A 25981-nucleotide genomic window follows, 5' to 3' on the forward strand; every position below is an offset into this window, starting at 1 on the left:
GGGCCGCCCAGCGTGGCGTTCGATGACCGGCACCCATCGATAGGGCGGCGTCCAGCACCTCGTCGCCGCGTTCGATCTCGGCGACGACCTCCATGTCGTCCTCCAGCGGCTGCCTGGTTGATGCCAGCGGCACCCCTGGACCGTGATCAGCTGGGCCGGTTGCCCGTCGGAATCACGATCTTGGTTTGTGCCCCCTTGGTGAGGTAGTAAGTGGTCCACTTCTTGACCATCTCGTCGAGGAGCCAGGCGGCGGCGGGCACCAGCGGCAGCCCGATCAGACCCTCCCGGAACCGCACCAGTAGCGGCCAAGCGGTCTTGACCGCCGGGTCCCACAGCGGCTCGCGCCGGATGCCGTTCCAGTCGGCCACCTGGTCGCCGGTGAGGTACCTGGAGAACACGTTGACCAGAGGCTTGTCGAGGCCGCCGGGGCTGGTCAGCTCCGCGAGCATGCCCCGCAGGATGGCGTTGAGCTCCACCCCTTCCGAGGTCGGGCCCATGTTCCTGGGCAGGACCAGATCCGACTGGGTGTAGGAGGAGTCCCAGGTGGCGGGGAGGAACTCGTCCCTGATGCCGAGCATGTGCCCCAGCATCTGTACCGAGTGCAGGTACGCCGCGGCCTCGGTGGAGGAGATGCGCACCTGCCACTCCCGCATCCCGCGCATGGAGTAGGTCGCCAGGGTGTGCCACGTGACGAGCATGTCCTCCTGGCTGATCGGGACAGGGCCGGACCAGTGGGGAGAGGACTTCAGCAGGTGCCGCACCGCCGCGTGCACCAGCCGGGTCTTCACCGCCTCGACCACGGCCGTGCCTCCGGCACCCCAGGCGTTCTGGGGTCTGACCGCGTACGCCAGGATGTTCGTCTTGGCGATCCGGTCCTTCAGATCCGCGCCGCCCGCGGAGTAATAGACAGCGCGTGCCTCCTTGGGGATGGCGGTGGCCAGCATCCCGGCGCCGACGATGGTGAGGACGACGATGTAGTTCCCCTTGAGCGCGTGGAAGCGCCCCGCGGCGTCCAGCTTTGCCGGGTCGGCCCACGATGGCAGCTGACGTGCCTGCTCGATGAAGGCCCGCAGATCCTCCGGCAGCCCCGCGGGCAGGGGCTGGTCGTTGCGGTTCCAGCCCTCCAGCAGCCGGTTGACCTCGGGTATGACCCCGCGGTCGAGCAGGGAGGCGAGGAGCGGATCGGCCACGTCGTCCCACACCCATCGGGGGTCGGCGCCGCTGCCGGAACCCGCGATCGAACCACTGGCCGGCCAGCCCCAGCCGCCGGACAAGGAGTCCGCCTGGGCCGGGGAGACCATCCCTAACGCGCCGAGCGCCCCCAAGGCGGTGCCCGACATCAGTACCTCGCGCCTGCTCAACTCTGCCATGCTCCGCACTCCTTCGAGGTGGGGGGTTCTGCTCAGGGCATGCGAGAAATGGTTGATACGGAGAAACAAGTCATGAGTCTGTGTATCATCATCAGAGCACAGTGTGACGGGCATCACAAGACGGCGTTTGAGGCAGAATTCCCCTAGGAGGTGATCGTGGACTCTGTGCTGTCCGGATTCATGGCTCCGTCGGACTCCGATTCGCTGCTGGAGCGCGCCTATGTCGATGCCGTCGAGCGCGCCGACGACAGCGACGAGCTACGGGCGCGCATCCTCGACGCGGCGTACGAGCAGTTCTGCCGGATGGGCATCAGGCGCTCCACCATGGAGGATGTCGCCCGGCTGGCGAAGGTGTCGCGGATCACGGTCTACCGCCGGTTCGACACCAAGGACACGCTGATCGAGCACGTGGTGCGCCGGGAGTTCCGCCGCTATTTCGACCAGTTCCTCATCGACATAGAACAAGCCGGCACCGCTGCCGACAGGGTCGTCCTGGGCTTCGTAACCTCATTGCGGGCAATTCGCGGCAACCCGCTGATCGGCGGACTCATCGCCACGGAACCGGACCTGCTCGTCCCCTCCATGACGGCCGACGGGGGTCAGACCCTCGCCACCGTGCGGCATTTCGTCGCCGGCCAGCTCCGCAGCGAGCAACGCGCGGGCAACGTGTCGAGCGGCCTCGACGTCGATCTCGTGGCCGAGATGATGGTGCGGATCTCCACCTCTTTCCTGACGATCCCCAGTGCCATCATCAACCTGGATGACGACCAGGAACTGGCCGCGGTGGCCCGGCGGTTCCTCGTACCCATGCTGGAGCCACCAGCCTGAGCTTCAAGACCACAGGTCAGAGCCGTTGTGACGATATTCGACGCGGTACAGGGCAATCTGTCCCGTGATCCGGAGGGGCCGCCACATGAGGGGTCAGGACGTGGGGATCGTGCCGTTGATGTAGTGGGTCTTCACGGTCTGCGCGATCGACTGCTGCCAGGCGGCCAGGTCGATCTTGAGCTGCGCCGGCGTGCGGGTGCCCGTACGCAGGTCGGCGATGAAGGCGTCGTACTTGTCGAAGGCCCAGTTCTCGATCCCGAAGGCGTACTTCTGGATGCCGCCCTCGCCGTGGTATCCGGCGGCCAGGGCCGCTGTGTTGATGGAGTGGTCGGCGTTGCGACCGCAGCTGTAGCCGCACGAGTCGTCGGTGTAGTCGTAGACGAGGTGGCGCTTGGCGTTGGTGGCCTGGTAGCCGGAAAGCGTCACGGCGTGTGGAACCCCCGGAAGGTCACGGGCTTGCGGGTCTCGAAGCCGAGCCGCTCGTAGAGGGCGATCGCGCCGGTGTTCGCCTCGGCTACGTGGATGAAGGGCCGTTCGTCACGAGCCACGATCCGCGCGACGAGCGCACTGACCAGGCGGGCGGCATGGCCTCGCCCGCGTGCCTCGGGGGTGGTGCAGACGGCGCTGATCTCGGTCCACCCCGGTGGCCGGAGTCGCTCACCCGCCATCGCCACCAGGGTGCCGTTGTCGCGGACGCCGAGATAGGTGCCGAGTTCGCGGGTACGCGGCCAGAACGGCCCCGGCTTGGCCCGCGCGACGAGGTCGAGCGCTGAACATGTCGGCGAGCTCGCCTCGGCCGAGCAGCCGGGCGAGGTCGGCCCACTCCTGCGGATCCGGGTCGGCGCTCACCGCGGAGAGGCTGGACAGCCCTCAGGTCCGGCCGGTCATCCTACGGGCATAAGGCTCATCAGCGACCATCCACAGGGAGAGCACTCATCAGGCCGACCGGCTCGCACGGGTACTTCCGCACCTGAACGATGAGGCGGCTTCAGCGGGCCTCGGGCGCTTGACCCAGCTGGCTGCTGATCGGCAGGCGACCACACCGTCCGGCCGTCAGGTCACCGTTCTGCGTGTCTGACGGTGCCTTGGTCTCTGGCGGGGCCAGCAGGCACATCACGACGGCGAGCGACATCAACCGAGGATTCTCGCCCCCAAGCACGTCAGCCCACGTACGAGTCGTAGCCGAGTTTGATCGCCACCGCCACGCCGCACGCAGCCGCCAGATAGCGCAGGCTCTGGCCGGGCATCCGGCGGACGATCTTCGGTCCGAGCCACCCGCCCAGCAGGAACCCGGCCGCCAGCGGCACCGCCGCCCCCCAGTCCACCGGCCCGAACAGCGCGAACCCCAGCCCGGCCACCGCGTTCGCCAGCCCGGACAGCATGTTCTTCGCGGCGTTCAGCCGGGCCGGCGACTGGTCGAGAAAGCCCGCCAGCACCGCGAACATCAGGATCCCGCCCGCCGCCCCGAAATACCCCACATAGATCGACACGACGAACAGCGCCACCCGCAGCAACACCCCGTGCTCACCGCCCGGCTTGACGGTCGGCCGCCGGACCAGCAGCAGTGAGGCCCCCGCGATCAGCCATGGGGCGATCAGCTCGAACGCCCGCGCCGGAGTCACCAGCAGCAGCAACGCGCCCGTCGCCCCACCGAGCGCGGTCACCCAGCCCAGCCGCAGCACCCGGCCGCCCTGCCCCGCCAGCTCCGGCCGCGACCCGACCGCCGCGCCCACACTGGTGAACATCAGCGCGACGGTGTTCGTGACATTCGCGGTCAGCGGCGGCAGGCCGAACGCCAGCAGCGCCGGGTAGGAGACGATCGACGCCAGGCTCACCACCGTACTGACCACGCCGGCGACCACGCCTACCCCGAGCAGGCCGAGCACCTCACCGACGATCACCGGACCATGCTAGGCCGTGCCCGTTCTGTCCAAACAAGCCGGGTATGCGCCGCCCGATGCCAGGCGCGCGCCGCGCCCCTGTAGTCAGGACGTCCGTGGTCAGGGCGCCGTTTCGCCGTCGCCCAGCCCGAGCAGGTCGACCGACCGCCTGCGCATCTCCACCTTGCGGATCTTCCCGGTGACGGTCATCGGGAAGGCGTCCGCGACGTGGACGTACCGCGGGATCTTGAAGTGCGACAGCCGCCCCGCGCAGAACTCCCTGACCGCCCCGGCCGTCAGTGGCTCGGCGCCCTCCCGCATGATGACCCAGGCCATCAGCTCCTCGCCGTACTTCTCGTCGGGCACCCCGATCACCTGCACGTCCGCGACGTCCGGATGCCGGTACAGGAACTCCTCGACCTCGCGCGGATAGACGTTCTCCCCGCCACGAATGACCATGTCCTTGATCCGCCCGACCACGTTGACGTAGCCGTCGTCATCCATGGTGGCCAGGTCACCGGTGTGCATCCAGCGGGCGGCGTCGATGGCCTCGGCGGTCTTGTCCGGCTCGTCCCAGTATCCGAGCATGACCGAATACCCGCGCGTACACAGCTCACCGGGCTCGCCGCGCGCCACGGTCAGCCCGGTCTCCGGGTGCACGATCTTCACCTCGACGTGCGGCAGCACCCGGCCGACGGTCTCGGTCCTGCGGGCCAGGTCGTCGTCGGACCTGGTCATCGTGGACACCGGGGACGTCTCGGTCATGCCGTAGCAGATGGCGACCTCGCGCATGTTCATCTCGCTGACGACGCGCTTCATCACCTCGACCGGGCAGGGCGACCCGGCCAGGATGCCGGTCCGGAGCGTGCTCAGGTCGTACCCCTTCGCCACCCCCAGCTCGGCGATGAACATGGTCGGCACGCCGTACAACGACGTGCATCTCTCGTCCTGTACGGCCCGCAGCGTCGCCTCGGGCTCGAAGCTCGGCGCGGGGATCACCACGCAGGCCCCGTGCGAGGTGGCGCCGAGGTTGCCCATGACCATGCCGAAGCAGTGGTAGAACGGCACCGGCAGGCAGACCCGGTCGGCCTCGGTGTAGTGGATCAGCTCACCGACGAAATAGCCGTTGTTGAGGATGTTGTGGTGCGACAGGGTCGCGCCCTTGGGGAAGCCGGTGGTGCCGGAGGTGTACTGGATGTTGATCGGGTCATCGCACGACAACTCCGACATGCGGGCCCGCAACCGGTCCTCCGCGACGGTCTCGGCCAGGAGCGCGTCCCAGCCCGGATCGTCCAGGTAGATGGAGTTCGCGAAGCCGATCTCCTCGACCATCGCGCGATAGTCGCTGCTCTTGTGCGTCTGGGCGCTGATCAGCAGCCGCATGCCCGACTGCTTGACGACGTACTCCAGCTCGTGGCTCCGGTAGGCCGGGTTGACGTTGACCAGGATCGCGCCGATCTTCGCCGTGGCGTACTGCACGAGCACCCACTCGGCGCGGTTGGGCGCCCAGATGCCCACCCGGTCGCCCTTCGCGATGCCCTTGGCCAGCAGGGCGAGCGCGAGGCGGTTCACGTCGGCGTCGAGCTCGGTGTAGGTCCATCGGCGTCCGGTGGGGACATCGACCAGGGCCTCCCGGTCGCCGAAGGCCGCGACGGTCCGTTCGAGGTTCTCGCCGATCGTCTCGCCCAGGAGGGGGGTCGGCGCGGTGGCGCTGGAGTACGACTGCATGTCCACAGTGTCGGTCCCCTTCCGTCGTACGCACCAGACCCACCCGCGCACCACCACGGCGGCGGTCACGTCGCCGTGGTGGTGGTGCGGCGCTTACCGGTTCAGGTGGAGCGGGTTCAGCACCTGCGCAGGCCGTACTTGCCGGGGTCGGCGTCGAAGGCGCTCGGTGTGTGCACCACGGAGGCCGGCACGTACCCGAAGGCACCGAACCTGTCGCCGACGGTTCCGTACCAGGTGGTGTTGCCCCCTGGATGAAGCTCTCCCCGCGTCCAGCAGGTGAACCAGCTCTGCGTGGTGTCGAGGAAGTCCACGGCGTCGACGGGCCGGGGCTCGTGGAACACGGGGAGTCCGCCCTCGTCGTTGGTGCAGTGCAACCTGCCGTCGTGCGGGTCGACCCCGCAGGCTTCCGCGGAGGCGGCGGGCGAGGCCAGCCCACACAGCGCGAATGCGGTGGTGGCGATGGTCGTGGCGATGACCTGACGCTTGTTCATCTGTGTTTCTCCTTCAGTGTTGTTCTCTTGGAGGGTCCGGAACCTCGGCGGCGTCACGGTCCGATGAGGTCGTAGTCGGCCAAGGTGCACTCGCGCAGGCCCGGCGCGGGGTCATGGGCGGTGGCCACATGAACGGCGGGCAGGAAGCCCCAGCCGCGGTAGGGCGGCACCGCCTTGTCGCCCGCGGCGAGGTACCAGACGTTGTTGCCGCCGGCATGCGGGCCGCCCTCGACCCAGCACTGGAACCAGCTGAAACTGCTCGTCAGTACGCCGGTCTCCGCGGTCTGGAAGGAGGCGTCGTAGGACAGGGTGACGTTCGGGGTGTTTCCGCAGTAGAGCTTGCCGTCGCTCCGGACCCCGCACTCCGCGGCCGCCGCCAGGGCCGGGGTGGCGGCGGCCCCCGGGAGGGCACCGAACAGGGCCGCGGTCAGGAGGGCGGTGGCCGTGACATTGCGGATCATCATGGTGGTGGTCTGCCTTTCTGCTCCGTCAGGTGCGGCGGGTTCGCCGCGTTGAGAGCCAGCGAAGCGGCACAGCCCAGGTGTCCAACAGGAGCTCGGACGGACTCGGACGGACTCGAGCCACCCGATGGCCAGGCCCGGACGGCGGGTCGCCGCTGCCGCCATCCCTCGGACACGATGGGTAATCGCTCGTACACTTTGCGGCAGGGAGGAGCGCAGGCCGGAAGGGCGGGGGTTCGAGGCGATGAGCGAGGGTGACGAGGAGTCCCTGATCGTCAGGCAGGCGTCCCGATCCGGAGTGGAGTCGGTGACCTGCCACGAGGATCTGGTGAGGTTGCTGGCCGAGCGGTTCGCGCGGGCCGATACGTCACTGCGGGAGCTGCAGCTGCGGGCGGACAAGGCGGGTGGGACCCGGCTGCCACGGGCGACCTGCGCGGACATGCTGGCCGGTCGGCGCTTCCCCAAGAAGGCGTTGATGATGGCCTTCCTGCGGGCGTGCCGGGTGCCCGAGCATCAGCTCCCGGAGTGGGAAAGGGCATGGGAGCGGGTACGAGTCGCCCGGCTGCCCGCCGCGACGGAGCCGGGTCGCTACCCCGTTGGCGCGATGCCCGGCGCGACGGCGCCGGATCGCGACCCCGGCGGCGCGATGCTCGCCCGCCGGACAGCCGGGCCGGACGAGGCGGGGCCGGCCCCTATTCCCCGCCGAAGCTGGCGCCAAGCCGCCGTGTCGGCCGCGTTGGCCGCGCTGGCGACCGCGGGCGCCCTGAGCGTCATCTTCGATCAGCGGGGAGCGTCACAAGACATCGCGTCCGACGGTCTCGGCAGCCCCGCCGGCAGCCCCTTGGGTCCCGGCCGCATCGTCAGCGATGACGGCCGTGCGTTCAGCGTCGGCGGGTCGAGCCGGTTCACCGCGACCGTCGATCCCGCCAACAGCGGAGTGCGGCTGATCCGCCGCCTGGACGCGGGCGTCGCCCGGCAATACGCCACCATCACCGTCAACGGGGATCCGGCCGGGTCGTGGCGGCAACTACCCGGCGACAGCACCTACAAATGGCGGGAGCAGATCGTCGAAATCCCGCGAACCCTGACTGCGGGTCGCCGCTCTCTCACCATCGTCAACACGTTCGTGTCCTCCTCCTTGGGCTTCAACGAGTTCCTCTACGTCATCGAACAGAAGATCAACGGAGCCTGGTCGATCGCCGACACGGTCGACATCGGCCCTGACCACACCGCCAGCGAAGCCGCGCACGACTACCGCATCGTCGCGCAGGGCTGGGCCGATACCCAGACATTCACCTACCCACCGCGCGAGGAGGATCGGCGAGTCGAGTGAAGTTCGGGTTATCGGAGGGCATCGGTGATGGCGAGGGCGGTGGTGCGCCAGATCGGGGCATGCGGGTCGATCACCGCGAAGTGGTCGCCGGACATTTCCAGATACGTCACGTCATCTCCGGCCTCCCCGGCGGCCCTGGCGTAGCGGCGCGCGAAGTCCACCAGGTCCAGCTCGTCCCCGGACCCTTGGACGATCAGCTGGCGGACCCGCAACGGCAACCTGAGCAGCGGACTCGCCGTACCGACCTCGAGGCCGGTGCTGGAGGCTGTGCCGAGGGCGGCGGCGACCGCGCCGGAGCCGAGCCGGCGCCTGTCGGCCTCGACGAGGTCGAGCATCCCCGCCAGCGACACGACCAGCGAAACCCGCGCCCCGTCGGCCACCGCGCGGAAGGCCAGCTGCGCCCCGGCGGAGTGACCGACGACGGCGACCCGTCCGAGGTCGATCGGCGCGTCCACCGTCGACAACGCGGCCAGCCCAGCGGCCGCATCCGCGGTGGTCGCCCGCCACCCGTGCAGGTCGGGACGCCGGTATTCGAGGTTCCACACGGCGAACCCCCGGCCGACGAGGTCGAGGCAGAGCGCGTCCATGAGATCGGCCGCCCAGTTCGACCGCCAGTTCCCGCCATGAACGAGCACCACGACAGCCGGCCTGTCCACCGCCCCCTCGGGAAGGTACAGCTCACCCCACTGATCGCGATGCGCCCCGTACGCGATCCGCATCCGCGGATGCCGCAGACGGTGTACGGCATGCCGAATCGCCCAGATCAACCCCTCGACGCCACGCCCGTGAACGTGCGTTGCCCCCTCCCCCACCTCAGCCCCGTCCACCCGGGCGAGATCCAGCCACACCAGGGGCCCAAGGCACTGCCCCATGAGCCGTCGCACCTCATCCACCGGCCCCGGAACCACCACGACGGCCGCGGCGGGCAACTCACCGTCGCCGCCCGCCATACACATCATGACTTCGGCCGCGTCACGAGCGTGCACGAGCGCGCCGGAGACCCCGAGGGCGGCGAACTCGCGTTCGGCGATCTCGCTGAGCAACGCGGCGTCGGCGACCAGCCCTGGGCCGACGACCACCAGGACATCCCTCACGATTCCCGACACTACAGAACCTGCCGCCGCTGGTCCGCTATTCGACAGCGGCTACGAGGCGGCTTCCAGCGGTAGGTCGTTGCCGCGCCAGATAGCTGCCAACGCCTGAAGCGGCACGTTGAGTGCCTCGCCGAGGCAGACGATCGTGCCGAATCCGGGTGAGGGCAGCCGTCCGGTCTCGATCTTGCGCAGGGTCTCCGGCGAGATGCCGGCCGCGTGCGCGACTTCCGCCAGGTCGCGTCCCGCTCGCGCGTGACGCAGCAGGGCGCCCAGACGCCTGCCGGCTTCGATCTGCTCAGGTGTGAGCGGTTGACGGACCATGCTCCCAGGATAGAGCTGGTATTACTATACCGGCAAGCTGTTAAGGTGCCGGTATAGTAATACCAGCATCCTGTGACGCGAGGTAATCATGATCGAACTGAAGACGCCTGCGGAGATCCAACGCATGCACGTGGCCGGGCGCTTCGTCGCCGAGGTGCTCTACGAGGTCGGCCGGCTCGCCGACGTGGGCGTCAACCTCCTGGACCTGGAGCACCACGTGCGCGGCATGATCAAACGGTCCGGGGCGGAGTCGTGCTACTGGGACTACGCGCCGTCCTTCGGACGCGGCCCGTTCCGCAACGTCATCTGCCTGTCGGTCAACGACGCCGTCCTGCACGGAATACCCCACGACTACACGCTGCGTGACGGCGACGTACTCAGCGCGGACCTCGCGGTCAGCGTCGACGGCTGGGTGGCCGACTCGGCGCGCACGGTCGTCGTCGGGACCGCCGCCGAGGAGGACCTGCGAATCATCCGCGCCACCGAGGAAGCGTTGGAGGCGGCGATCGAGGTGGCGCGTCCGGGCAATCGTCTGGGTGACATCTCGGCGGCCATCTGGGCGGTAGCCCACGACTACGGCTACCCGGTCAACACCGAGTTCGGTGGCCACGGCATCGGCCGCACCATGCACGAGGGGCCCCACGTTTCGAACAAGGGCCGGGCAGGGCGCGGCCTTACGCTCCGGCCGGGCCTGACCCTCGCGCTCGAACCCTGGTTCGCCCGCACGACCGACCAGATCGTCTACGACGCCGACGGCTGGACCATCCGGTCGGCGGACGGCTCGCGCACGGCCCACTCCGAGCACACGGTAGCCATCACCGAGGACGCCCCCTTGGTGCTCACCCGCCGCATAGCTGAGTGCGGGTAGACGTGCGGAGCTCGATGGTCGTGGCCGCGGCACTCGTTGTGGCCGGAGGTGCGTGCGGTGTCATGTCCCCGCCGAAGGACGGCTTGGTCGGCCGCTTGGATCTGATGAGATGATGCCGGAGTGGCGCGCTTTGAGCCGTTCGTGGAGGAACTGCTTGACTTCCTGCTGACGCGGCTGGATGAGGCGGGGTTCGCGCGACTCGTCGTCCATGAGCCCCGGCGAATGTGTGCCCCATACATCTTCTCGGGCGGCGGCCGTGTGGAGCAGCGGGGAATGTGGTTCACGGGGTGCCGCGCCTGCTCGCGGATCCCCCGAGAAGGGTTCGGCAGTGACATCAACGTCGAGGAATGGCCGTGCCTGCATGTTCGGTCCCTGACGCTGCGGTTCGCCGACGACCCGAACTACTGCCAGGGGTGGAGGCCACAGAACGCGCTATTCGCTTCGGGGAAGCTCATCCATCAGGACGACGTCCCAGGGAGCTGACGGGCATAGGTTGAACCATGTGCGGGTAAACCAGCTTCACCCTTGGCCGACTAGTACCGCGGAGGCGGAGGCGATCCAGGAGCGCCTCCGGCTTCACCTCGAGCTGACCGGCCCGACCTCGTTCACGTCGGTGGCGGGACTCGACGTGCACTACCACGGCGAGGACGAGGTAGCCGCCGCCGTGGTAGTGCTCTCCACAACCGCCGCCACGGACGACCACGCACAGGGCACGGCGGGCGATCTCGTGGTGGTCGAGCAAGTGGTGGTTCGTGGCAAGGCGCGGTTTCCGTACGTGCCGGGGCTCTTCGCCTTTCGCGAGTTGCCCGCGCTGGTGGAGGCGCTCGAACGGCTCACCGTCACCCCTGACCTGCTGATCTGCGACGGGTACGGCCTGGCGCACCCGCGCGGGTTCGGCCTGGCCTGCCACCTGGGCGTGCTCACCGGACTCCCCGCGATCGGCGTGGGCAAGACCCACTTCGTCGGCACCCACGACGCCCCGGACCCCGCTCGGGGCGCGTGGACGCCGATCGAGCTGGACGGCTCGACCGTGGGCCGGGTCCTGCGTACGCAGTCGGCCGTCAAGCCGGTGTACGTGTCCCAGGGCCACCGCGTCACCCTCGACACGGCCTGCGCCGAGGTCCTGCGGCTCTCGCCGTACCACCGCCTGCCGGAGCCCATCCGCAAGGCCGACCACCTGGCCAGACACGGTGACCTGTAACCGTCGATCACCCGTGAGCGACTCAGCGGCGCCAAGCCCAGACCAGGAGCCACACGCTCAACCCGAAGACCGCCATCCCGAGCGGCACGTGCACGCTCAGCACACCCGCCCCGCCCACCGCCGACTGCACGAACCCGAGAAGCAGAATCGCCAGCCCGACCAGCGCGGGCCATCCCGCCCCACGCCCCGGCCGCCACATCAGCACGGCCGCGACGAGCTGCGCCAGCCCCAGCGCATGTACGGCCCCCGCCCCCACGTCATGGGCCCCCGCCGACGCCCCGCTGAGCAACTGGCCGGCCGTCACGGCCTGGAACAGCACCGCCAGCGTGTTCAGCGCGACGATAATCTTGAACGCGGTCAGATATCCGGTCCCCTTGGCGGCCTGAGTTACCACTCGCTTCTCCTTTGACCTCGTGAGGTCTCCAGGATCTTGCCGCCACGACACCGCGGCATCCGACGCCCGTCGTCATCCTCTGTACGCCAGGAGGCGTACACGGCCAGGCCCGTACCTTCGCTGATCTCCCGTAGGCAGACACACCCAGCCCATGCGGATGCGACCGGGCCGCCCGGTCGTGGATCTTCTTCTGAAACTCAGCGGCGTCCTCATCCGCGGGACTCACGGGACCTGCGGGGACAACGGGACTCATGGGACTCGCGGGCGAACTGGACCCGTTCGACCAGCGTCTCGGGCACGGGGTCGAGCACCGAGAACATCTTCCTGATCTCGTCGAGAATGGACTCGTCCGTCGGGTCCAGGTCATCGGGAGGGATCATGACACGCTCCAGCCACGGTCCTCGGCCGGCAGGCGGCGCGGCTTGGCCAGGCAGCGGCCACACGTGGGGCCGATGCTGCCCTTCGGCGCCGCGCCCCTCCCCCCGTGGGGCGTACGGTTCGCTCTGGTAGTCGATGGTCGGCATCCGGTGGCCTCCGTCTCGACCGCGTATGAAGCGTATGGAGAAGAGGAGCCACTGCCCGCCGCAGTGATACAACCTGCGGAGTAACAACCGGGTCACAAGCCGTACAGGCGCTCCAGGACAGCGGCCACCCCGTGATCGTCATTGGACAAGGTGCGCCGCTCGACGGCCGCCATCACCATGTGGTGCGCGTTGGCCATCGCGTACCCCGCCCCGGCGAAGGCGAGGACCGCGAGGTCGTTGGGCATGTCGCCGAACGCCACCACCTCGGCCGCGTCCACCCCCCGCTCCTCGCACAACCGGGCCAGCGTGCCGGCCTTCGTCACCCCGGGAGCGCTGATCTCCAGCAGCCCGCTGCCGCCCGAGTGCGTCACCTCGGCCTGGCCCTCGACGGCCGCGACGGCGGCGGTGAACATCTCGTCCACCGCGTGCGTCGCCGACCAGGCCAGCAGCTTGACGACCGGCTCACCCTCCTCGCAGGCGTCCGTGACCTCGCGGGTGAAGGGCAGGTCCGGGAGGACGCGCCTGGTGTAGGCGGGCTCGACCAGGACGTGCCGGCCCGTCTCCACCGCGAAGGCGACACCGGGCAGGGCCTCGAGGAGCGTCTCCATCAGCTTCCTCGCGGCGGCGAGGTCGAGCGCGTACGTGCTGGTGATCTCGCGGGTGTCCAGGTCGTAGACGATGGCGCCGTTGCTGCAGACCGCTGTGCCGGTGACGTCCGCCATCGCGGCGATCGGGTCCACGCCGCGTGGCGGCCGGGCGGTGACGAAGACGATGTCGGCGCCGGCGTCGCGGGCGCGTCCCAGGGCGCGGCGGGTGCGCGAGGACACTGTGCCGGTGGAGTCGAGGAGGGTTCCGTCAAGGTCTGTTGCCACGATACGGGGTGCGATCACCTCACCATTAAATCCGGTGCGGCTGAGCAACCCTTTTGGGTATATGTCGGCGTTAGGGAGGAATTCATGGCGAGCAGTCCCAGGCGTACCACGCTGGCCACCGTCGCCGCTTCGGCCGGCGTGTCCGTGGCCACCGTGTCCAAGGTGCTCAACGGCCGCCGCGAAGTCGCGCCTGACACCCGTACGCTGGTGCAGTCCCTGCTGCTGGAGCACGGCTACGTCCCGCGCTCGTCGCCCCGGGACCGGGCCGATGGGTCGGCCACGGTCGAGATGTGGGTGGACGAGATGTGCGCCTACTCCACCGAGATCATCAAGGGCACGATCGACGCCGGCGCCGAGTCGGGTGTGGCGGTCGTCGTCAGCGGCACGAAGGGCATGGCCGGCGGCGGCATCTCCTGGGCTCGCGACCTGGTCGCCGCCGGGCGGCGGGCGATGATCACCCTTACCAACGGGCCGACCAAGGCCCAGCTGGCCGCGCTGTCGCGAGTACGTTTACCCGTGGTCGTCATCGACCCCCTGAACCTGCCGGACGCCCCCGTGACCAGCGTCGGCTGCACCAACTTCGCCGGCGGCCTGTCCGCCACACAGCATCTGCTGGCCCTCGGCCACCGCCGCATCGCCTACCTCGGCGGACCCGCGACCGCGGCCGTCAACCAGGCACGCATGCACGGCTTCCGCGCCGCCATGGAAGCCGCGGGCGTGCCCGTACCTCCCGAATATGTCCGTACTGCGGGCTTCTGCTATCCCCACGGGGTGCAAGAAGGAGCCGCCGTGCTCGACCTGCGCCCCGCGCCGACCGCCATCTTCGCCGCCGGCGACGAGAGCGCCCTCGGCGCCATCCAGGCCGCCAGGGCCCGTGGCCTGCGTGTCCCCGAAGACCTCAGCGTCGTCGGCTTCGACGACACCGAGATCGCCACCATGACCTCGCCGCAGCTGACCACCGTACGCCAGCCGCTGCGCGAGATGGGCGCCGTCGCCCTGCGCACCGCCCTGCGCCTGGCCGCGGGCGAGAAAATCGACTCCCGCCACGTCGAACTCGCCACCGAACTCGTCATACGCGGCTCCACCCTTGCCGCCTGACCACTCAGAACACTCAGAGGCGCATCTCGGACGGCATCGTCGTGGCCGCGTTGAGCAGTTCCACGCCGAGCAGCTCTCCCGACTCCGCGTAGTCGAGCACGACATCCTCCGACAGAGTCTGCCGTACCGCCTCTCCTGGCACTATTTCGTGCTTCATCGCGATATAGGCGACGTCGTGCTCCTTCTCCCACCGGACGTACACCGTGTGCTCGCGTCCTTCGGGGGGCTCCTCGTCCCAGCTCAGCAACCCTTCCTTGGCCTCGTGCGAGCCGGCGAGCGCGGCCCGCACCATGGTCATGGCGAGTTCGAGCGCCTGGAGCGAGTCGACGCCGGTGACCTTGCGATCGTGCTCCCACCCGGCGAGCCCGTCGATCCGGTAAGGGCACGACCACTCCCCCGTCGGCTCCTCGATCGGCAGCCCGATCGTGACGACGGCCTCGCGTAGCGGCTCGGTGCGCAGCGTCAGCGTGCGGTGGGCGATCTCGTACATGTCAGCTGATCTACCCCGGAGGCGAACTCTGGAAGACTGGAGGCGAGAAGAGGCAGCCCATATCGCCATGGTCGAAAACCTTTCCCGCATCAGACCGGCGCCGTTAGTCTGCGTACGTCGCGAGGGGAGTCCAGTGGTGAATGAGTCGTTCGGGACACGGTTGCGGTCCAGGCTCGACAAGTACGGCCCACTCTGCGTAGGCATCGACCCCAGCCCGGCGCTGCTCGACGCGTGGGGGCTCGACGACTCCCCGGCCGGGCTGGAGCGGTTCAGCCGTACGGTGGTCGACGCGATCGGCGACGTGGCGGCGGTGGTCAAGCCGCAGTCCGCGTTCTACGAGCGCTGGGGCAGCCGGGGCATCGCCGTGCTGGAGAGCGTCATCGCCGACCTGCGTGAGGCGGGCACGGTGGTGATCCTCGACGTCAAGCGGGGCGACATCGGCAGCACGATGGCCGCCTACGCCGAGGCGTACCTCGACCGGGGCAGCCCGCTCGCGGTCGACGCCGTGACGCTCAGCCCCTACCTCGGGTTCGGTTCGCTGGAGGGCGCGATCACGTCGGCCATCGCCAACGACGCCGGCGTCTTCGTCCTGGCGCGCACCTCCAACCCGGAGGCCGTGGCGCTGCAGACGGCGGTCGCGGGCGAGATCTTCGCGGGCGCCGCGGCGGCGAACGCGGGCCGCGCCCCCCTGGGTCCGGTCGGCGTCGTGATCGGCGCCACCCTCCCGTCGCTGGAGCATCCGCTGGAGCAGCTCAACGGCCCCATCCTGGCGCCGGGCCTGGGCGCGCAGGGCGCCGCTCCGGCCGACCTGGCCCGGCTGTTCGGTCCGGTACGGCAGGCGGTCGTGCCGTCGGTGTCACGCGCCGTGCTCGCCGATCCGGAGCGGATCCGCGAGCTGGTGCAGCGCTACCGCGACGACTGCGCCCGTCACCTGTCCTCCTGACGGGCTCGCTCCCGGACTAGGGACATCCCTAGGTTCCGTCCTGACGCGGCTCGTGCTCCGGCGTACTGATCATTGAGGTTCTGCCGCGGTGACCTCAGCCCCGCAGGTCCTGGGCTGATCAGAACGGCCGGAGTCGAGGAGCCTTCATGCCCGCTTTCCCATACGCCGACGATCTCGCCGAAGAGCTGGCCGCGATGGCCGGGGAGGTGCCCGCCACGGTCAGGGTGCTGGGGCTCGCCGCGCCCGAGCCGAGCGCGGTCCAGCGCCGCCTGGAGGAGCTGGTCCTGGCCGTCGCCGGTCCGCGCGACGGCATCTCCCTCGAGACGGTGACCCACCAGGATCGGACCACGGTGTGGCTGCCGGGCCGGTTGCGGGCCGTGGGGTTCCACGCGTCGGGCTCGATGACCGTCCATCTCGACCTGCCGCCGTCCGAGGACCTCTTCGAGAACGATCCCGGTGACGCGGAGCTGACCGGCATGCTGCGCGCCGCCGGGGATCGGATCGGGCTGCCGTCCCTCGTACCGGCTGAGGACGAGTTGGCGTTCGAGCGCCTCTGGCGGGTCAAGGCGCCGGCCGGAGAGCGCTGGGCCGAGCCCAGCCTGTGCCGGGCGCTCGGCTCGTTCCGGCATTACGTACGTGATCTTCCGGTGTACGGCCGGGCGTCGTCCACCGTGGAGCTGGGCGCGAGCGGCGGCGTGACGTCGCTGAGCGTGTCGACCCGCCGCTTCGCCGGTGACGGGGGCGGCGCGACGGTCGCGGAGCCCGGGGTGCGGACGCCGATCCAGGCGGCGCGGGAGGTCGCCGCCCGGGTGGCCGAGTCCTTCGCCGGCATGGAGGACACCCGGCTGACGCCGCAGTGGTTCCGTTTCGGCTACCTGAGCCTCGGTCGCAGGCGGCCGCAGACGTTGCTCACCCCCTTCTACATCGCGAGCATCAGGGTCCAGAGTGAGACCGAGATCTCCGCGCACGTGACCGCGGTGCCGGGCTGCGACGGACGGTTCTCCCCGACCCTGAACCTGGTCCCCAAGCCGCGCCGCGTGGCTTAAGCGACTGAAGCCGCTCGGTTGACGGCGGTTCAGTTAACGGCGGCTCGGTTGACGGCCGCTCGGTTGACGGCCGCTCGGTTGACGGCGGCGAGCAGGGCGCGGACGGAGGCGGTCAGCACCGAAGTGTCGCGGCCCGCTCCCCACCGGACCGTCTCCCCCACCCGCGCCTCCACGTACGCGACGGCCTGGCTGTCCTGGCCCGGCCCGGTGGCGTGCTGCGTGTAGTGCAGGATGTCGACCCCGCCCAGCGCCCCGGCCAGCGCCGACAGCGGGCCGTTGCCGGTCCCCCGGAGCTCGCCGCCGCCATCACGCCGGGTGCCGGCGAACTCGTGGACCCCCGGCCCGGTCTCCGCGGTGCTCCAGTCGGCGAGCGCGTACGGCCCGTCGTCCGAAGGTTCCAGGTAGGCGGCCTGGAAGAGCCGCCACAGCTCCTCGGCCGTCATCTCCGCCCCGCTGCCGTCCGTGGCCCGCTGGACGACCGCCGAGAAGTCGATCTGCAGCCGTCGCGGCAGGTCGAGCCCCTGGTGGGTGCCGAGCAGGTAGGCGATGCCGCCCTTGCCCGACTGGCTGTTGACGCGGATCACGGCCTGGTAGTCGCGGCCCACGTCGGCGGGGTCGATCGGCAGGTACGGCACCTCCCAAGGCGCCTGCTCCACGGGCACGCCCAGCTCGGCGGCCCGTTTGGCGTGGTGGGCCAGGCCCTTGCCGATGGCGTCCTGGTGGGTGCCGGAGAAGGCGGTGTAGACCAGGTCTCCTGCGTACGGGTGGCGGTCGGGTACGGGCAGCCGGTTGCAGTGCTCGACCGTACGGCGGATCGCGTCGATGTCGGAGAGGTCCAGCATCGGGTCCACGCCCTGCGAGTGCAGGTTGAGCGCGAGCGTGACCAGATCGACGTTGCCGGTGCGCTCGCCGTTGCCGAACAGGCACCCCTCGACCCGCTGCGCCCCGGCCAGCAGCGCCAGCTCCGCGCAGGCGACGCCGGTGCCGCGGTCGTTGTGCGGGTGCACCGAGAGGATCACCGAGTCGCGGCGGGCCAGGTGGCGGTGCATGTACTCGATCTGGTCGGCGTAGACGTTCGGGGTGGCGGTCTCGACCGTGGCGGGCAGGTTGTGGATGACCGGGCGGTCCGGGCTCGCCTCCCACAGGGCCGTCAGGTCGTCGCACACCTCCAGCACGTAGTCGGGCTCGGTGAGGTTGAACACCTCGGGCGAGAACTCGTACCTGATCGGCGGCCCTGGACGGGCGTCGGCCAGGCGAGCGACGTGCCCGGCCGCGTCCTTGATGAGGGCGCGCAACTCCTGCCTGTCGTGACCGAGCACCACGTCACGCCAGACGGGAGCGGTCGCCGTGTAGAGGTGGACGACGACGCGCGGCAGTCCCTCGACGGAGGCGAAGGTCCGCTCGATCAGGTCACGCCGGGCGGCCGTGAACACGACGATCGTCACGTCCTCCGGCACCGCCCCCGGCCCCTTTTCCGACGCCGCCAGGTCGCGGACGAAGTCGAAGTCCGTCTGGCTGGCCGACGGGTAGCCGACCTCGATCTCCTTGAAGCCCATGGCCACCAGCAGCTCGAACATCCGCCGCTTGCGCGCCGGATCCATCGGCTCGGCCAGCGCCTGGTTGCCGTCGCGCAGGTCCACGGGCACCCAGAGCGGCGCCTGTTCGATGCGCCGCGCGGGCCAGCCGCGCTCGGTCAGCGGCACCTCGACGCGCCGGTGGGCGGGCTGGTAGCGGTGGTACGGCATGGCGCTGGGGCGTTGCGGGTTCCAGTCGTGCACGGGGTTTCCTTCCGGTCGTTCTCAGGAGTTCGACCGGCACTGCGGAGCCACCGCGGCGGGGTGCCGGTCGATTCAGGCCCCGCCGCGGCGGCCGAGAAGGAGACCCCGTGACGTCATGCCAGGTACACTAACCACAACACAGGTCCTCAGACAACCTGAGAGGTTCATTCGCGATGCCGCTCGGCACCCTCCGTCCCAGCCCGCTGGTCGAACAGGCCACCGAGCACCTGCGCGAGCAGATCACCGGCGGCCACTGGCCGGTCGGCACCCGGCTCCCCGGCGAGAACGCCCTGGCCAAGACCCTCGGCGTGGGCCGTTCCACCGTCCGCGAGGCGCTGCGCGCGCTGGCGGGCGCCGGGCTGGTGCAGGCCCGCCAGGGCAGCGGCGTGTTCGTCATCGCCACCGAACCGGCCGCCGACTGGCCCACCCGCCTGCGCCGGGCCGCGATCACGGACGTCTACGAGGTGCGGATGATGGTCGAGACCCAGGCCGCCCGCCTGGCCGCGACCCGCCGTACCGACGAGGACCTCGCCTCACTGGAGGCGGCCCTGCAGGCGCGGCGAGCGGCGGCCGGGGGCGATGACGCGGGGTTCGTGGACGCGGACATCGCGCTGCACGCGGCGGTCGTGGCGGCGGCGCGCAACCCGGTGCTCGACGACCTGTTCGCCGAGTTCGCCCCGGCGCTGCGGGGTCGGCTGGTGGACGTGGTGGAGCTGCTCGGCCTGCGGGAGACCGAGCCCAATCCCGGCGACGACGCGCATGCCGCGCTGGTGGACGCCATCCGGGAGGGGGACGGGCAGGCGGCGAGCGACATCCTCCAGGCGGAGCTGGAACAGACGCTGGCCATGCTTCATCGCAACGCCGTCTGACAATCGGCTCGGTCCATCGGGAGCGTCAACCAACAGGACAAACGGTGCTGCCGTTGTGCGGCGGGCCGTCGCGACTTGGGGTAGGCCTGTTCATCGGCGCTTCAACAATTGGACGTTTGACGTCATTAGCGTCAGGACGCTCGTATTCGCCGGTGTGAAAGGCCGTGCCATGTTCCGTTCCGTGCTCGTGGGTCTGGCGCTCGTCGTGGGCCCGGCGGTCACCGCCGCCCCCTCCTTGGCCGAGGCCGCGCCGCGGCCCGTGGTGGTCAAGGACGTGAGCATCCCGCCCGTACCCCTCAAAGACCTGCAGCGGTCCATCGCCGATGATCGCGGGGTCAAGCTGGGCGGGGTCGGCAGCGGACTGTTCCCCGCCGAGCGGCGCGGGGACTACTGGATGGTCACCGACCGCGGCCCCAACGGGCAGGTGGGCGCGGACAAGCGGCGCACGTTCCCCATCCCGGAGTTCGCCCCCGCGATCGTGCGGGTGGCCACCCGGTTCGGCGTCGAGATCAAGAAGTACGTCCCCCTGGTCGGCACCTCCGGCAAGCCGATCACCGGGCTCAGCGACCAGGCGGGCCACGACGAGGTGCCCTACACCTGGGACGGCCAGACGGCGCTGCCGTACAACCCGAGCGGGGTGGACACCGAGGACCTGGTGCGGACCCCGCGCGGCGACTTCTGGCTGGTCGACGAGTACGGCCCGTCGCTGCTGCACGTCTCCGAGCGAGGGCGGGTGCTGGCCCGGTACGTCCCCAAGGGGCTCAACCTCACCGGCGCCGACTACCCCGTCAAGGAGACGCTGCCGGCCGTCCTCGCCTCCCGCCAGCAGAACCGCGGGTTCGAAGGGCTGGCGATCGACGGCGACACCTTGTACCTCGCGGTGCAGAGCCCGCTGGCCAATCCGGACAAGAAGACCGGCAAATCCTCCCGCGTCGGCCGGATCCTCACGTTCAGCATCCGCGCGGCGCGGGTGATCGGAGAGTACGCCTACCGCTTCGAGGACGTCATGACCTTCGACCCCAAGGTGAACGGCGACCAGAGCGAAATGAAGGTCTCCGGCCTGGCGTACGTGGGCGGCCGCCGGCTGCTGGTGGACGAGCGGACCGACAACGTCGCCCGGATCTACCAGATCGACCTGGCCAAGGCCACGAACCTGCTGGGCGGGCGGTACGACGACCCGGCCACTGCTCCGTCACTGGAGGCGCTGACCGACCTGGGCGATGTCAAGGTTCCGGCCAAGTCGCTCGTCGCCGACCTGTCCGAGGTCGCCCCCACCCTGCCTGGCAAGGTCGAGGGCATCGCCCTGCTCGACCCTCGGACGCTCGTGGTCGCCAATGACAACGACTTCGGGCTCGGCGAGTTCGGGGCGGACGGGCGGCTGGTGGACAGCGGCGTGGCCAGCCGGATCCTCACCATCCGCCTGCCTCGCCCGGTTCGCTAGCTAGCCCAGCGGTGACCAACCAAAGCGAAGAGGGACAGGGTCAGGCGCGCGTCCACCGTTGGGGGGTGCCGCCCGAACACGGACGGGCGGCTTGCGATCAGCGCGTACATCCGGGGAACCGTACCTCGCGCAGGTCCTCCGGGATAAGAGCGGGCACGGGCTCGGCTTGTCCGGTCTCCATGTCGATCCGGTAGTAGGCGCTGGGCCCGTAGCCAAAGGCACTGATCACGAAAACGTCCGCGCTGATCCAGCACACCAGCCTCTCGAGGCGCGCGGTCGCGGGCAGGCGCATGGTCCGGGTCCCTGTGCGCCGACCGTGCCGTGTGAAGCCGCTCTTCTCATAGTCGACGTCGACCCACGTCTTCCCGTCGGGGGACAGCTCCATGCTGTCCGCACCCCGTGTCCTGAACAGAGTGCCGCCACTGAGATCGACCGCGCTGACACCCTCCAGGTCCTCCACCAGCAGGGCCTGCCCGCCCACCAGCCAGCCTCTCAGAATCGACTCCGGCCCGATCCCTGGGACACGCCGCCGTCTGCCGTCCCAGACATACACCTCGTCCTCGAAAGTGAAGGCGAGGCGGCGGCCGTCCGGGGAAAAGTACAGTTGCTGGCCCGAATCGTCGGCCTTCGGCACCGTGCTGACCTTGCCGGACGGAAGGTCGTACACGACGACTTCGCCCTTGCTCCGGCTGTGGTAGGCCAGTCTGTGGCCGTCCGGGCTGATCCCGAGGTCGTCCGGAGTCGCGTCCTCGATGAGCAGCCGCCGGCCGGACTCCGTGATTACGGTCCAGTAGCTCCCGTCGGTGAGCACGGTTCCCGACGCGTCGACGCGGTAGGCGTACCGGATCGTGGCCTGCGTGGGACCGCGCAAGGGAATGAGCTCCGCGAAGGCGAGGGGACGGCTGTCTGTGTGCTGTCCGGATGAAGCGCCGAGGGGCGAACAATAGGCCGCTAACACAACAAAGGCCACAAGACAGGAAATTAACGAGCCGTACTTGACGACCTTCCGCCTGGGCCCCGGCTCGGGCTCGGCAACCGGGGGAAGTCCCTCGGCCCTGGCCCGTAACCTGCCGGCGAGGGCGGATCCGTCGGTGCCCAGCGCGAGCAGCCCTTTCTCGCCCGCCCGCCGCACGGCTTTTCTGCTCCGCCCGCACAAGTAGGCGGTTTCCTGCTCGGTCCAGCCGTCATGATGCAGGGCCACCAGGACGGCGCGCTGCAAATCAGAGAGTCCCTTCCCCCAGCCGGGGTCCGACCAGAAGCGGAAGCGGCTGAGATAGGACCGATAGAGCCAAAAGAAGGCGTCCTTAGTTCCTTTTCCGTCGCGCAGTGCTTTCTCCGCCATGCGCCGCGCGTACAGCGTGCGTCCGCCCAGCAGCGACGCCGTACGGCGGACCGGCTCGTACCAGTCCGACATCAACGGACCTTTCCGAAGATGATGGAGTCGGCGTATGGGATGCCGATGGGGATGAGCTCGCCCGTCCTCGCGTCGATGGCCACGTAGTCGTCCCCATCCTCGATATCGGCGTCCCGGGCGACCAGCGTCTCGGCGTCCGCCCACCGCATCTCGCTGAGCCCAGAGGGCAGGACCCGTACCCGCCGCCCAGTGGCGGTCTCATACACCGAAGTCGGCTTCTTGAAATCGATGTACCACCGCAGATCCGGGGACATGTCATGGGGAAGCTCCGCCTCGGACCGGAAGGGAGTCGCCGTCCCGTCGAAACGGATGGCGTCGATCGAGACGCCGACGCCGTCGCAGCCCGCGCTGCCCATCAGCCTGTCGGCGGTCAGTCCATAAGCCCAGCACACCTGCTCGACCGTCCTCATATGGCCCGTCTCGAAGTCGGTGACGAACGTCCGGCGGTTCTCCCGGGTGGACACGGCGAAGTGGCGGCCGTCGGCGGACCCGACCACCGAAGTGATCCCGACGATTTCCTCCGCGGTGAGGCGTGGCGTGATCGGGCGGGTGAGGCCGGAAGGGAGATCCCTGGTGAGGAAGCGGAGCTCCGCTACGTCGAGGTAGGCGACGCGATGTCCGTCCGGGGTTATGTCGATGGGGATGAAGCCGTCGTCGAACATCGACGGAGGGCGAGCGTAGCTGGCAGCCGTCGGGAGCTGGATATCCATGCCGAATGGCACGTGCAGCGTCCAGCCCACACACCCAAACCCCGTCCAGGCCGCTGCGCTGGCCCTGGCCCCGAAGGTATCCATGGAGCACGAAGTGGGCTCGCCGTACGTAACGGCCTGAATGTCGCGCCCGAACACCGCCAGGCAGGCGGCCAGAGTCGCGAAGACTACGGCGACGCCTGTCCACTTACGGATGCGCCGCCGACGCGAGAGTTTCGCCCACGGATGTCCCACGGGGAACAGTAATACACAGACTCGATCACAAACGAATCAACGCATGTGATCGACCTTTCCCCCTTATGCTTCCCGGTCGCCCTGGATGACCACGTGGGCATCCTTCGGCAGGATTAGAGGTCGAACTCGCCGAGCTTCGCACCGCCCACGAAGGCGCGGAAAACGCCTCCTCGCAAGATCAGCGGCTCGACGTCGGGCTGCTCAGAGTCTCTGATCGCGTATCGGTCGCCGCTCAGTTTGGCTGCGTAGAGGCAGTCGCCCCCATTTGAGCCGGAGAGTGTTGATTTCTTCCACGCAGCGGCCTCTAGTTCGGCGCGCAGCTCATCACTGATCTTCATACCTTGCCGCCACCTCACGTACTAGTCGCTCGGTCACATGTATGGGATGCGCCCATTTGTGAATCGCGTCGTATCTGAGATTAACCGCTCGCACCGTCTCCTCGCGATCGGATACGGAGCCCTGTGCGGCGTTGTCGAGATAGATATGGTCCGGCATACCGTCGCCTTGAGCCAGGGAGAAGCCGCCCAGCAGGCCCGGCGTAGCACCCACGCCGAGAGGGACGATCTGTATCGAGACGAAGGTGGTGGCCATCATCTTCAGCAGGTGCTCAATCTGCTCCCGCATGACCTCGGCGCCCCCGATGGGGCGGATCAGAGCGCACTCGTCGAGCAGCGCCCAGTACATCGGCGGTTTGTCGCGGTCGAACACCGTTTGACGCTGGAGCCGGGTCGCGACGGCCTCCTCGATCCAGTCCTGGGCGACTCCTGGCTCGGCGGAGAGGATCGCTCGCGCGTACGCGGCCGTCTGCAGCAGGCCCGGAACGACAAGAGGTTGCCAGGTCCGGATGGTGTGGGCGTTTTCTTCTACCTTTGGCCACTCTCTGAACCACTTCGGCCCCGACCTCCTGGAGATGGGCAGCAGCCGAAGCAATTCCCCATTCAGGTCCAGGGCCGTCTCAGCCGCGAGGGTGAATTGCCGGGCCGGGTGGCGCTTGCCGCGCTCGATCAGGCCGATCAAGCTCTCGCTGCACGGGATCAGCGCCCCCATTGCCATCTGAGAGAGGCCGACCGTCATTCGGGCTTCTTTAAGGACCGCACCGTAGGAGTTCTGCTCGTCTGGAGATAGGGCCTGTTCATCCACGGACATGCCACGCTCCTCGAAATGCTCCGGACCGCTCTTCCCGACGTCGCACACACAAAGACTCACCGCGACTGTCTGGATACGAACAGTTGCTTGCTGAATACAAAGCTAGCCGGGAAGCGGCACTCTGGCGATGTTTCTCGGAGGACAGACAGGCCGTCCGGACATGTCCGCTGCATTCTGTCTGGTTAATAAACCGGATAATCCAGCCGCATTCCGGACAGAACATGGACGGTGACAGGGAATGACTCGCGAACCGCTGAGGAAAACGACCGAACCCTCAGAACCTCATCCACGCCATTCGCCGATCAGCGAAAGTGCCGCGGCCGAGCATGACCAGGCCCTGGCCAAGCTGCGCGAACTGCTGACCAGGCGCGGGATACACAACCACGTCGTCGAGTGGCTCAAGCTCACGCTCCGCTCCGCGCCCTTTCCCGCCGGCGCGCTCAGCAGCCTGGATCGATATCCCCCGGAACTCGTGGTCTTCGCCCCCCAGGGGTGGCGGGTCGCCACGGTCCGCATAGCCGCCGACCGGTCAGCGGCATACATCGTGGAAGTGGCGCGAATAGGAGAAGATCACGGCTGGCTGCCGGACATTCGCTACATCGTCCCATCGGGAAAACCGGCAAAAGCCGCCGCTTTGATTGCCGGCTGATCCCCGCCGTCGGTCCTGGCCTCTTTGACGGCGGGGGTGCGAACAACGTCAGCCGGTGGGACCCGCTTCGGGCCGCACCTCCTTTTCACCGCCGTCGCCCGCCTCTTCGCCAGTGTCCGCGCGCCTTTCGGCATCAGCCGTGGCCTCCGCCTCAGCCCCGGAAGCGGCATCGCTCTCGGGTTCGGCACCAGCTTCGTCTTCACTCTCGGGCTCGGTACCGGTTTCAGTGCCGGGGGCGATTATCTCGGGCGTGGGGATCGCAGGGTTGGTGTCAGTGTCGGGCCAATCGGCGGGTACGGGGCGAGGCGCCTTCGGGGTGCCGGCCCCCGACCGCTCCGCCACCACGTCGCTCTCGCCACCGTCCCGGTTCACCGCATCAGGCAGGTCATCATTCATCACACCCACCTGCCCGCCGCGCTCCTGTCCAATAGTCCACAGGGACATTGTTGTGGGCGGCTTTGAAGCCGGTTAGAGCCGGTGGCCGCACACACAACCTCTCGCCCCTCTTTTCCCGCATCACGCAGGATCTTTGCCTCTGCCATACGCGCGCTTGCGCCGATCTTTGCCTGTACATTCGGATGCCGGCGATGGCGCTGTGACTGGCAGTAGAGAGGTGCCCGTATTGGAACGGTCCAAAGCCAGGTGGCAGTTCTACACCACCCCTGCTGGGGCTGAAGTCGTCAGCAAAGAGATCCACGATGTTCGAGCAATCGTCAATACTTGTGGATCAAGATCTTTTAAGCGGCGATGGGCGACTCCTCCTCGGAGGGCGCTTCGTCCGGCCGCTCGACGAGCTTG

Annotated in this window: 30 protein-coding genes; 11 read left to right on the forward strand and 19 right to left on the reverse strand. The window is 68.9% G+C overall.

Annotated elements, in window-relative coordinates; translation table 11 throughout:
* Positions 1-146: 146 nt before the first annotated feature.
* On the reverse strand, positions 147-1370 hold the full coding sequence (locus AB0J16_RS32600; protein ID WP_358546320.1) for an oxygenase MpaB family protein: 1224 nt from the start codon (positions 1368-1370) through the stop codon (positions 147-149).
* Positions 1371-1550: 180 nt separating this feature from the next.
* On the opposite strand from AB0J16_RS32600, the gene AB0J16_RS32605 reads away from it, so the two are divergent.
* A complete protein-coding gene (locus AB0J16_RS32605; protein WP_358546416.1) occupies positions 1551-2198 on the forward strand; it encodes a TetR family transcriptional regulator in 648 nt (215 codons plus the stop codon).
* Between the two features lie 93 nt (positions 2199-2291).
* On the opposite strand, the gene AB0J16_RS32610 is transcribed toward AB0J16_RS32605, so the two are convergent.
* From AB0J16_RS32610 to AB0J16_RS32635, 6 genes are all read right to left on the reverse strand, one after another.
* On the reverse strand, positions 2292-2624 hold the full coding sequence (locus tag AB0J16_RS32610) for a hypothetical protein (protein WP_358546323.1): 333 nt from the start codon (positions 2622-2624) through the stop codon (positions 2292-2294).
* Positions 2621-3031, reverse strand: coding sequence for a GNAT family N-acetyltransferase (locus tag AB0J16_RS32615; protein WP_358546419.1), 411 nt, complete (start codon positions 3029-3031; stop codon positions 2621-2623). The genes AB0J16_RS32610 and AB0J16_RS32615 overlap by 4 nt, the downstream gene beginning before the upstream one ends.
* A 327-nt stretch (positions 3032-3358) precedes the next feature.
* Entirely contained in the window at positions 3359-4099 is a 741-nt protein-coding gene (locus AB0J16_RS32620; protein ID WP_358546326.1) for a sulfite exporter TauE/SafE family protein, read from the reverse strand.
* A gap of 99 nt (positions 4100-4198) precedes the next feature.
* Positions 4199-5806, reverse strand: coding sequence for an AMP-binding protein (locus tag AB0J16_RS32625; RefSeq protein WP_358546422.1), 1608 nt, complete (start codon positions 5804-5806; stop codon positions 4199-4201).
* A 116-nt stretch (positions 5807-5922) separates the two neighbouring features.
* Complete coding sequence (locus AB0J16_RS32630; protein WP_358546329.1) at positions 5923-6297, reverse strand: hypothetical protein; 375 nt, start codon at positions 6295-6297, stop codon at positions 5923-5925.
* A 53-nt stretch (positions 6298-6350) separates the two neighbouring features.
* Entirely contained in the window at positions 6351-6761 is a 411-nt protein-coding gene (locus AB0J16_RS32635) for a hypothetical protein (RefSeq protein ID WP_358546332.1), read from the reverse strand.
* A 241-nt stretch (positions 6762-7002) separates the two neighbouring features.
* Here AB0J16_RS32635 and AB0J16_RS32640 point away from each other — a divergent pair, with 241 nt between their 5' ends.
* Complete coding sequence (locus AB0J16_RS32640; RefSeq protein ID WP_358546335.1) at positions 7003-8091, forward strand: hypothetical protein; 1089 nt, start codon at positions 7003-7005, stop codon at positions 8089-8091.
* A gap of 8 nt (positions 8092-8099) precedes the next feature.
* On the opposite strand, the gene AB0J16_RS32645 is transcribed toward AB0J16_RS32640, so the two are convergent.
* Both AB0J16_RS32645 and AB0J16_RS32650 read right to left on the reverse strand, forming a co-directional pair.
* Complete coding sequence (locus AB0J16_RS32645; protein WP_358546338.1) at positions 8100-9185, reverse strand: alpha/beta hydrolase fold domain-containing protein; 1086 nt, start codon at positions 9183-9185, stop codon at positions 8100-8102.
* A gap of 51 nt (positions 9186-9236) precedes the next feature.
* The gene (locus tag AB0J16_RS32650; RefSeq protein ID WP_358546341.1) at positions 9237-9506 is read right to left on the reverse strand and encodes a helix-turn-helix transcriptional regulator; all 270 of its coding nucleotides are present in this window, start codon (positions 9504-9506) and stop codon (positions 9237-9239) included.
* Between the two features lie 88 nt (positions 9507-9594).
* Between AB0J16_RS32650 and map the strand changes: the two genes are divergently transcribed.
* The 3 genes from map (at position 9595) to AB0J16_RS32665 (ending at position 11575) form a co-directional block, all read left to right on the forward strand.
* The gene (map, locus tag AB0J16_RS32655; RefSeq protein WP_358546344.1) at positions 9595-10374 is read left to right on the forward strand and encodes a type I methionyl aminopeptidase; all 780 of its coding nucleotides are present in this window, start codon (positions 9595-9597) and stop codon (positions 10372-10374) included.
* Between the two features lie 120 nt (positions 10375-10494).
* Positions 10495-10857 carry a hypothetical protein gene (locus AB0J16_RS32660; protein ID WP_358546347.1) on the forward strand — a complete coding sequence of 121 codons (363 nt, stop codon included), beginning with the start codon at positions 10495-10497 and terminating at the stop codon, positions 10855-10857.
* Positions 10858-10876: 19 nt separating this feature from the next.
* Complete coding sequence (locus AB0J16_RS32665; RefSeq protein ID WP_358546349.1) at positions 10877-11575, forward strand: endonuclease V; 699 nt, start codon at positions 10877-10879, stop codon at positions 11573-11575.
* Between the two features lie 22 nt (positions 11576-11597).
* On the opposite strand, the gene AB0J16_RS32670 is transcribed toward AB0J16_RS32665, so the two are convergent.
* The 3 genes from AB0J16_RS32670 to AB0J16_RS32680 all read right to left on the reverse strand — a co-directional run bounded on the left by AB0J16_RS32670 (position 11598) and on the right by AB0J16_RS32680 (position 13383).
* Positions 11598-11969: a hypothetical protein gene (locus AB0J16_RS32670; protein ID WP_358546352.1), complete on the reverse strand. Its 372-nt coding sequence runs from the start codon at positions 11967-11969 to the stop codon at positions 11598-11600.
* A 209-nt stretch (positions 11970-12178) separates the two neighbouring features.
* Complete coding sequence (locus AB0J16_RS32675) at positions 12179-12349, reverse strand: hypothetical protein (protein ID WP_358546355.1); 171 nt, start codon at positions 12347-12349, stop codon at positions 12179-12181.
* Between the two features lie 236 nt (positions 12350-12585).
* Complete coding sequence (locus AB0J16_RS32680; RefSeq protein ID WP_358546357.1) at positions 12586-13383, reverse strand: HAD-IIB family hydrolase; 798 nt, start codon at positions 13381-13383, stop codon at positions 12586-12588.
* Between the two features lie 66 nt (positions 13384-13449).
* Between AB0J16_RS32680 and AB0J16_RS32685 the strand changes: the two genes are divergently transcribed.
* Entirely contained in the window at positions 13450-14463 is a 1014-nt protein-coding gene (locus tag AB0J16_RS32685) for a substrate-binding domain-containing protein (RefSeq protein ID WP_358546360.1), read from the forward strand.
* A 13-nt stretch (positions 14464-14476) separates the two neighbouring features.
* Here the strand turns inward: AB0J16_RS32685 and AB0J16_RS32690 are convergent, their stop codons facing one another.
* On the reverse strand, positions 14477-14953 hold the full coding sequence (locus tag AB0J16_RS32690) for a DUF2283 domain-containing protein (protein ID WP_358546363.1): 477 nt from the start codon (positions 14951-14953) through the stop codon (positions 14477-14479).
* Positions 14954-15089: 136 nt separating this feature from the next.
* Here AB0J16_RS32690 and pyrF point away from each other — a divergent pair, with 136 nt between their 5' ends.
* Together pyrF and AB0J16_RS32700 are read left to right on the forward strand one after the other, a co-directional pair.
* Entirely contained in the window at positions 15090-15896 is an 807-nt protein-coding gene (pyrF, locus tag AB0J16_RS32695; RefSeq protein ID WP_358546367.1) for an orotidine-5'-phosphate decarboxylase, read from the forward strand.
* 146 nt (positions 15897-16042) lie between these two features.
* Positions 16043-16942 (forward strand): hypothetical protein, encoded by a 900-nt coding sequence (locus AB0J16_RS32700; protein ID WP_358546370.1) that lies wholly within the window; start codon positions 16043-16045, stop codon positions 16940-16942.
* Positions 16943-16971: 29 nt separating this feature from the next.
* Here AB0J16_RS32700 and leuA read toward each other — a convergent pair whose 3' ends face one another.
* Complete coding sequence (leuA, locus tag AB0J16_RS32705; protein ID WP_358546425.1) at positions 16972-18687, reverse strand: 2-isopropylmalate synthase; 1716 nt, start codon at positions 18685-18687, stop codon at positions 16972-16974.
* Positions 18688-18893: 206 nt separating this feature from the next.
* On the opposite strand from leuA, the gene AB0J16_RS32710 reads away from it, so the two are divergent.
* Both AB0J16_RS32710 and AB0J16_RS32715 read left to right on the forward strand, forming a co-directional pair.
* Entirely contained in the window at positions 18894-19589 is a 696-nt protein-coding gene (locus AB0J16_RS32710) for an FCD domain-containing protein (protein ID WP_358546373.1), read from the forward strand.
* A gap of 169 nt (positions 19590-19758) precedes the next feature.
* A complete protein-coding gene (locus AB0J16_RS32715) occupies positions 19759-21030 on the forward strand; it encodes an esterase-like activity of phytase family protein (protein ID WP_358546375.1) in 1272 nt (423 codons plus the stop codon).
* 97 nt (positions 21031-21127) lie between these two features.
* Here AB0J16_RS32715 and AB0J16_RS32720 read toward each other — a convergent pair whose 3' ends face one another.
* The 4 genes from AB0J16_RS32720 to AB0J16_RS32735 all read right to left on the reverse strand — a co-directional run bounded on the left by AB0J16_RS32720 (position 21128) and on the right by AB0J16_RS32735 (position 24534).
* A complete protein-coding gene (locus AB0J16_RS32720; protein WP_358546378.1) occupies positions 21128-22444 on the reverse strand; it encodes a DPP IV N-terminal domain-containing protein in 1317 nt (438 codons plus the stop codon).
* Positions 22444-23106 carry a hypothetical protein gene (locus tag AB0J16_RS32725; protein WP_358546381.1) on the reverse strand — a complete coding sequence of 221 codons (663 nt, stop codon included), beginning with the start codon at positions 23104-23106 and terminating at the stop codon, positions 22444-22446. The genes AB0J16_RS32720 and AB0J16_RS32725 overlap by 1 nt, the downstream gene beginning before the upstream one ends.
* Positions 23107-23501: 395 nt before the next feature.
* Positions 23502-23726, reverse strand: a complete 225-nt coding sequence (locus tag AB0J16_RS32730) for a DUF397 domain-containing protein (protein ID WP_358546384.1) — start codon at positions 23724-23726, stop codon at positions 23502-23504.
* Complete coding sequence (locus AB0J16_RS32735; RefSeq protein ID WP_358546386.1) at positions 23713-24534, reverse strand: helix-turn-helix transcriptional regulator; 822 nt, start codon at positions 24532-24534, stop codon at positions 23713-23715. Before AB0J16_RS32735 ends, AB0J16_RS32730 begins: the two co-directional genes overlap by 14 nt.
* Before the next feature lie 238 nt (positions 24535-24772).
* On the opposite strand from AB0J16_RS32735, the gene AB0J16_RS32740 reads away from it, so the two are divergent.
* Complete coding sequence (locus AB0J16_RS32740; protein ID WP_358546388.1) at positions 24773-25183, forward strand: hypothetical protein; 411 nt, start codon at positions 24773-24775, stop codon at positions 25181-25183.
* Between the two features lie 48 nt (positions 25184-25231).
* On the opposite strand, the gene AB0J16_RS32745 is transcribed toward AB0J16_RS32740, so the two are convergent.
* The gene (locus tag AB0J16_RS32745; RefSeq protein ID WP_358546390.1) at positions 25232-25579 is read right to left on the reverse strand and encodes a hypothetical protein; all 348 of its coding nucleotides are present in this window, start codon (positions 25577-25579) and stop codon (positions 25232-25234) included.
* Positions 25580-25981: the final 402 nt, after the last annotated feature.

The sequence above is a fragment of the Nonomuraea sp. NPDC049750 genome, from assembly GCF_040659625.1.
In the GTDB taxonomy this organism is placed as follows: domain Bacteria; phylum Actinomycetota; class Actinomycetes; order Streptosporangiales; family Streptosporangiaceae; genus Nonomuraea.

Coding starts and splice junctions, on each gene's coding strand:
- AB0J16_RS32600 (WP_358546320.1), bottom strand. CDS start 1,370: ATGGCAGAGTTGAGCAGGCGCGAGGTACTGATGTCGGGCACCGCCTTG.
- AB0J16_RS32605 (WP_358546416.1), top strand. CDS start 1,551: ATGGCTCCGTCGGACTCCGATTCGCTGCTGGAGCGCGCCTATGTCGAT.
- AB0J16_RS32625 (WP_358546422.1), bottom strand. CDS start 5,806: ATGCAGTCGTACTCCAGCGCCACCGCGCCGACCCCCCTCCTGGGCGAG.
- AB0J16_RS32630 (WP_358546329.1), bottom strand. CDS start 6,297: ATGAACAAGCGTCAGGTCATCGCCACGACCATCGCCACCACCGCATTC.
- AB0J16_RS32635 (WP_358546332.1), bottom strand. CDS start 6,761: ATGATGATCCGCAATGTCACGGCCACCGCCCTCCTGACCGCGGCCCTG.
- AB0J16_RS32640 (WP_358546335.1), top strand. CDS start 7,003: ATGAGCGAGGGTGACGAGGAGTCCCTGATCGTCAGGCAGGCGTCCCGA.
- AB0J16_RS32650 (WP_358546341.1), bottom strand. CDS start 9,506: ATGGTCCGTCAACCGCTCACACCTGAGCAGATCGAAGCCGGCAGGCGT.
- map (WP_358546344.1), top strand. CDS start 9,595: ATGATCGAACTGAAGACGCCTGCGGAGATCCAACGCATGCACGTGGCC.
- AB0J16_RS32675 (WP_358546355.1), bottom strand. CDS start 12,349: ATGATCCCTCCCGATGACCTGGACCCGACGGACGAGTCCATTCTCGAC.
- AB0J16_RS32685 (WP_358546360.1), top strand. CDS start 13,450: ATGGCGAGCAGTCCCAGGCGTACCACGCTGGCCACCGTCGCCGCTTCG.
- AB0J16_RS32690 (WP_358546363.1), bottom strand. CDS start 14,953: ATGTACGAGATCGCCCACCGCACGCTGACGCTGCGCACCGAGCCGCTA.
- AB0J16_RS32700 (WP_358546370.1), top strand. CDS start 16,043: ATGCCCGCTTTCCCATACGCCGACGATCTCGCCGAAGAGCTGGCCGCG.
- leuA (WP_358546425.1), bottom strand. CDS start 18,687: ATGCCGTACCACCGCTACCAGCCCGCCCACCGGCGCGTCGAGGTGCCG.
- AB0J16_RS32710 (WP_358546373.1), top strand. CDS start 18,894: ATGCCGCTCGGCACCCTCCGTCCCAGCCCGCTGGTCGAACAGGCCACC.
- AB0J16_RS32715 (WP_358546375.1), top strand. CDS start 19,759: ATGTTCCGTTCCGTGCTCGTGGGTCTGGCGCTCGTCGTGGGCCCGGCG.
- AB0J16_RS32720 (WP_358546378.1), bottom strand. CDS start 22,444: ATGTCGGACTGGTACGAGCCGGTCCGCCGTACGGCGTCGCTGCTGGGC.
- AB0J16_RS32725 (WP_358546381.1), bottom strand. CDS start 23,106: ATGTTCGACGACGGCTTCATCCCCATCGACATAACCCCGGACGGACAT.
- AB0J16_RS32730 (WP_358546384.1), bottom strand. CDS start 23,726: ATGAAGATCAGTGATGAGCTGCGCGCCGAACTAGAGGCCGCTGCGTGG.
- AB0J16_RS32735 (WP_358546386.1), bottom strand. CDS start 24,534: ATGTCCGTGGATGAACAGGCCCTATCTCCAGACGAGCAGAACTCCTAC.
- AB0J16_RS32740 (WP_358546388.1), top strand. CDS start 24,773: ATGACTCGCGAACCGCTGAGGAAAACGACCGAACCCTCAGAACCTCAT.
- AB0J16_RS32745 (WP_358546390.1), bottom strand. CDS start 25,579: ATGAATGATGACCTGCCTGATGCGGTGAACCGGGACGGTGGCGAGAGC.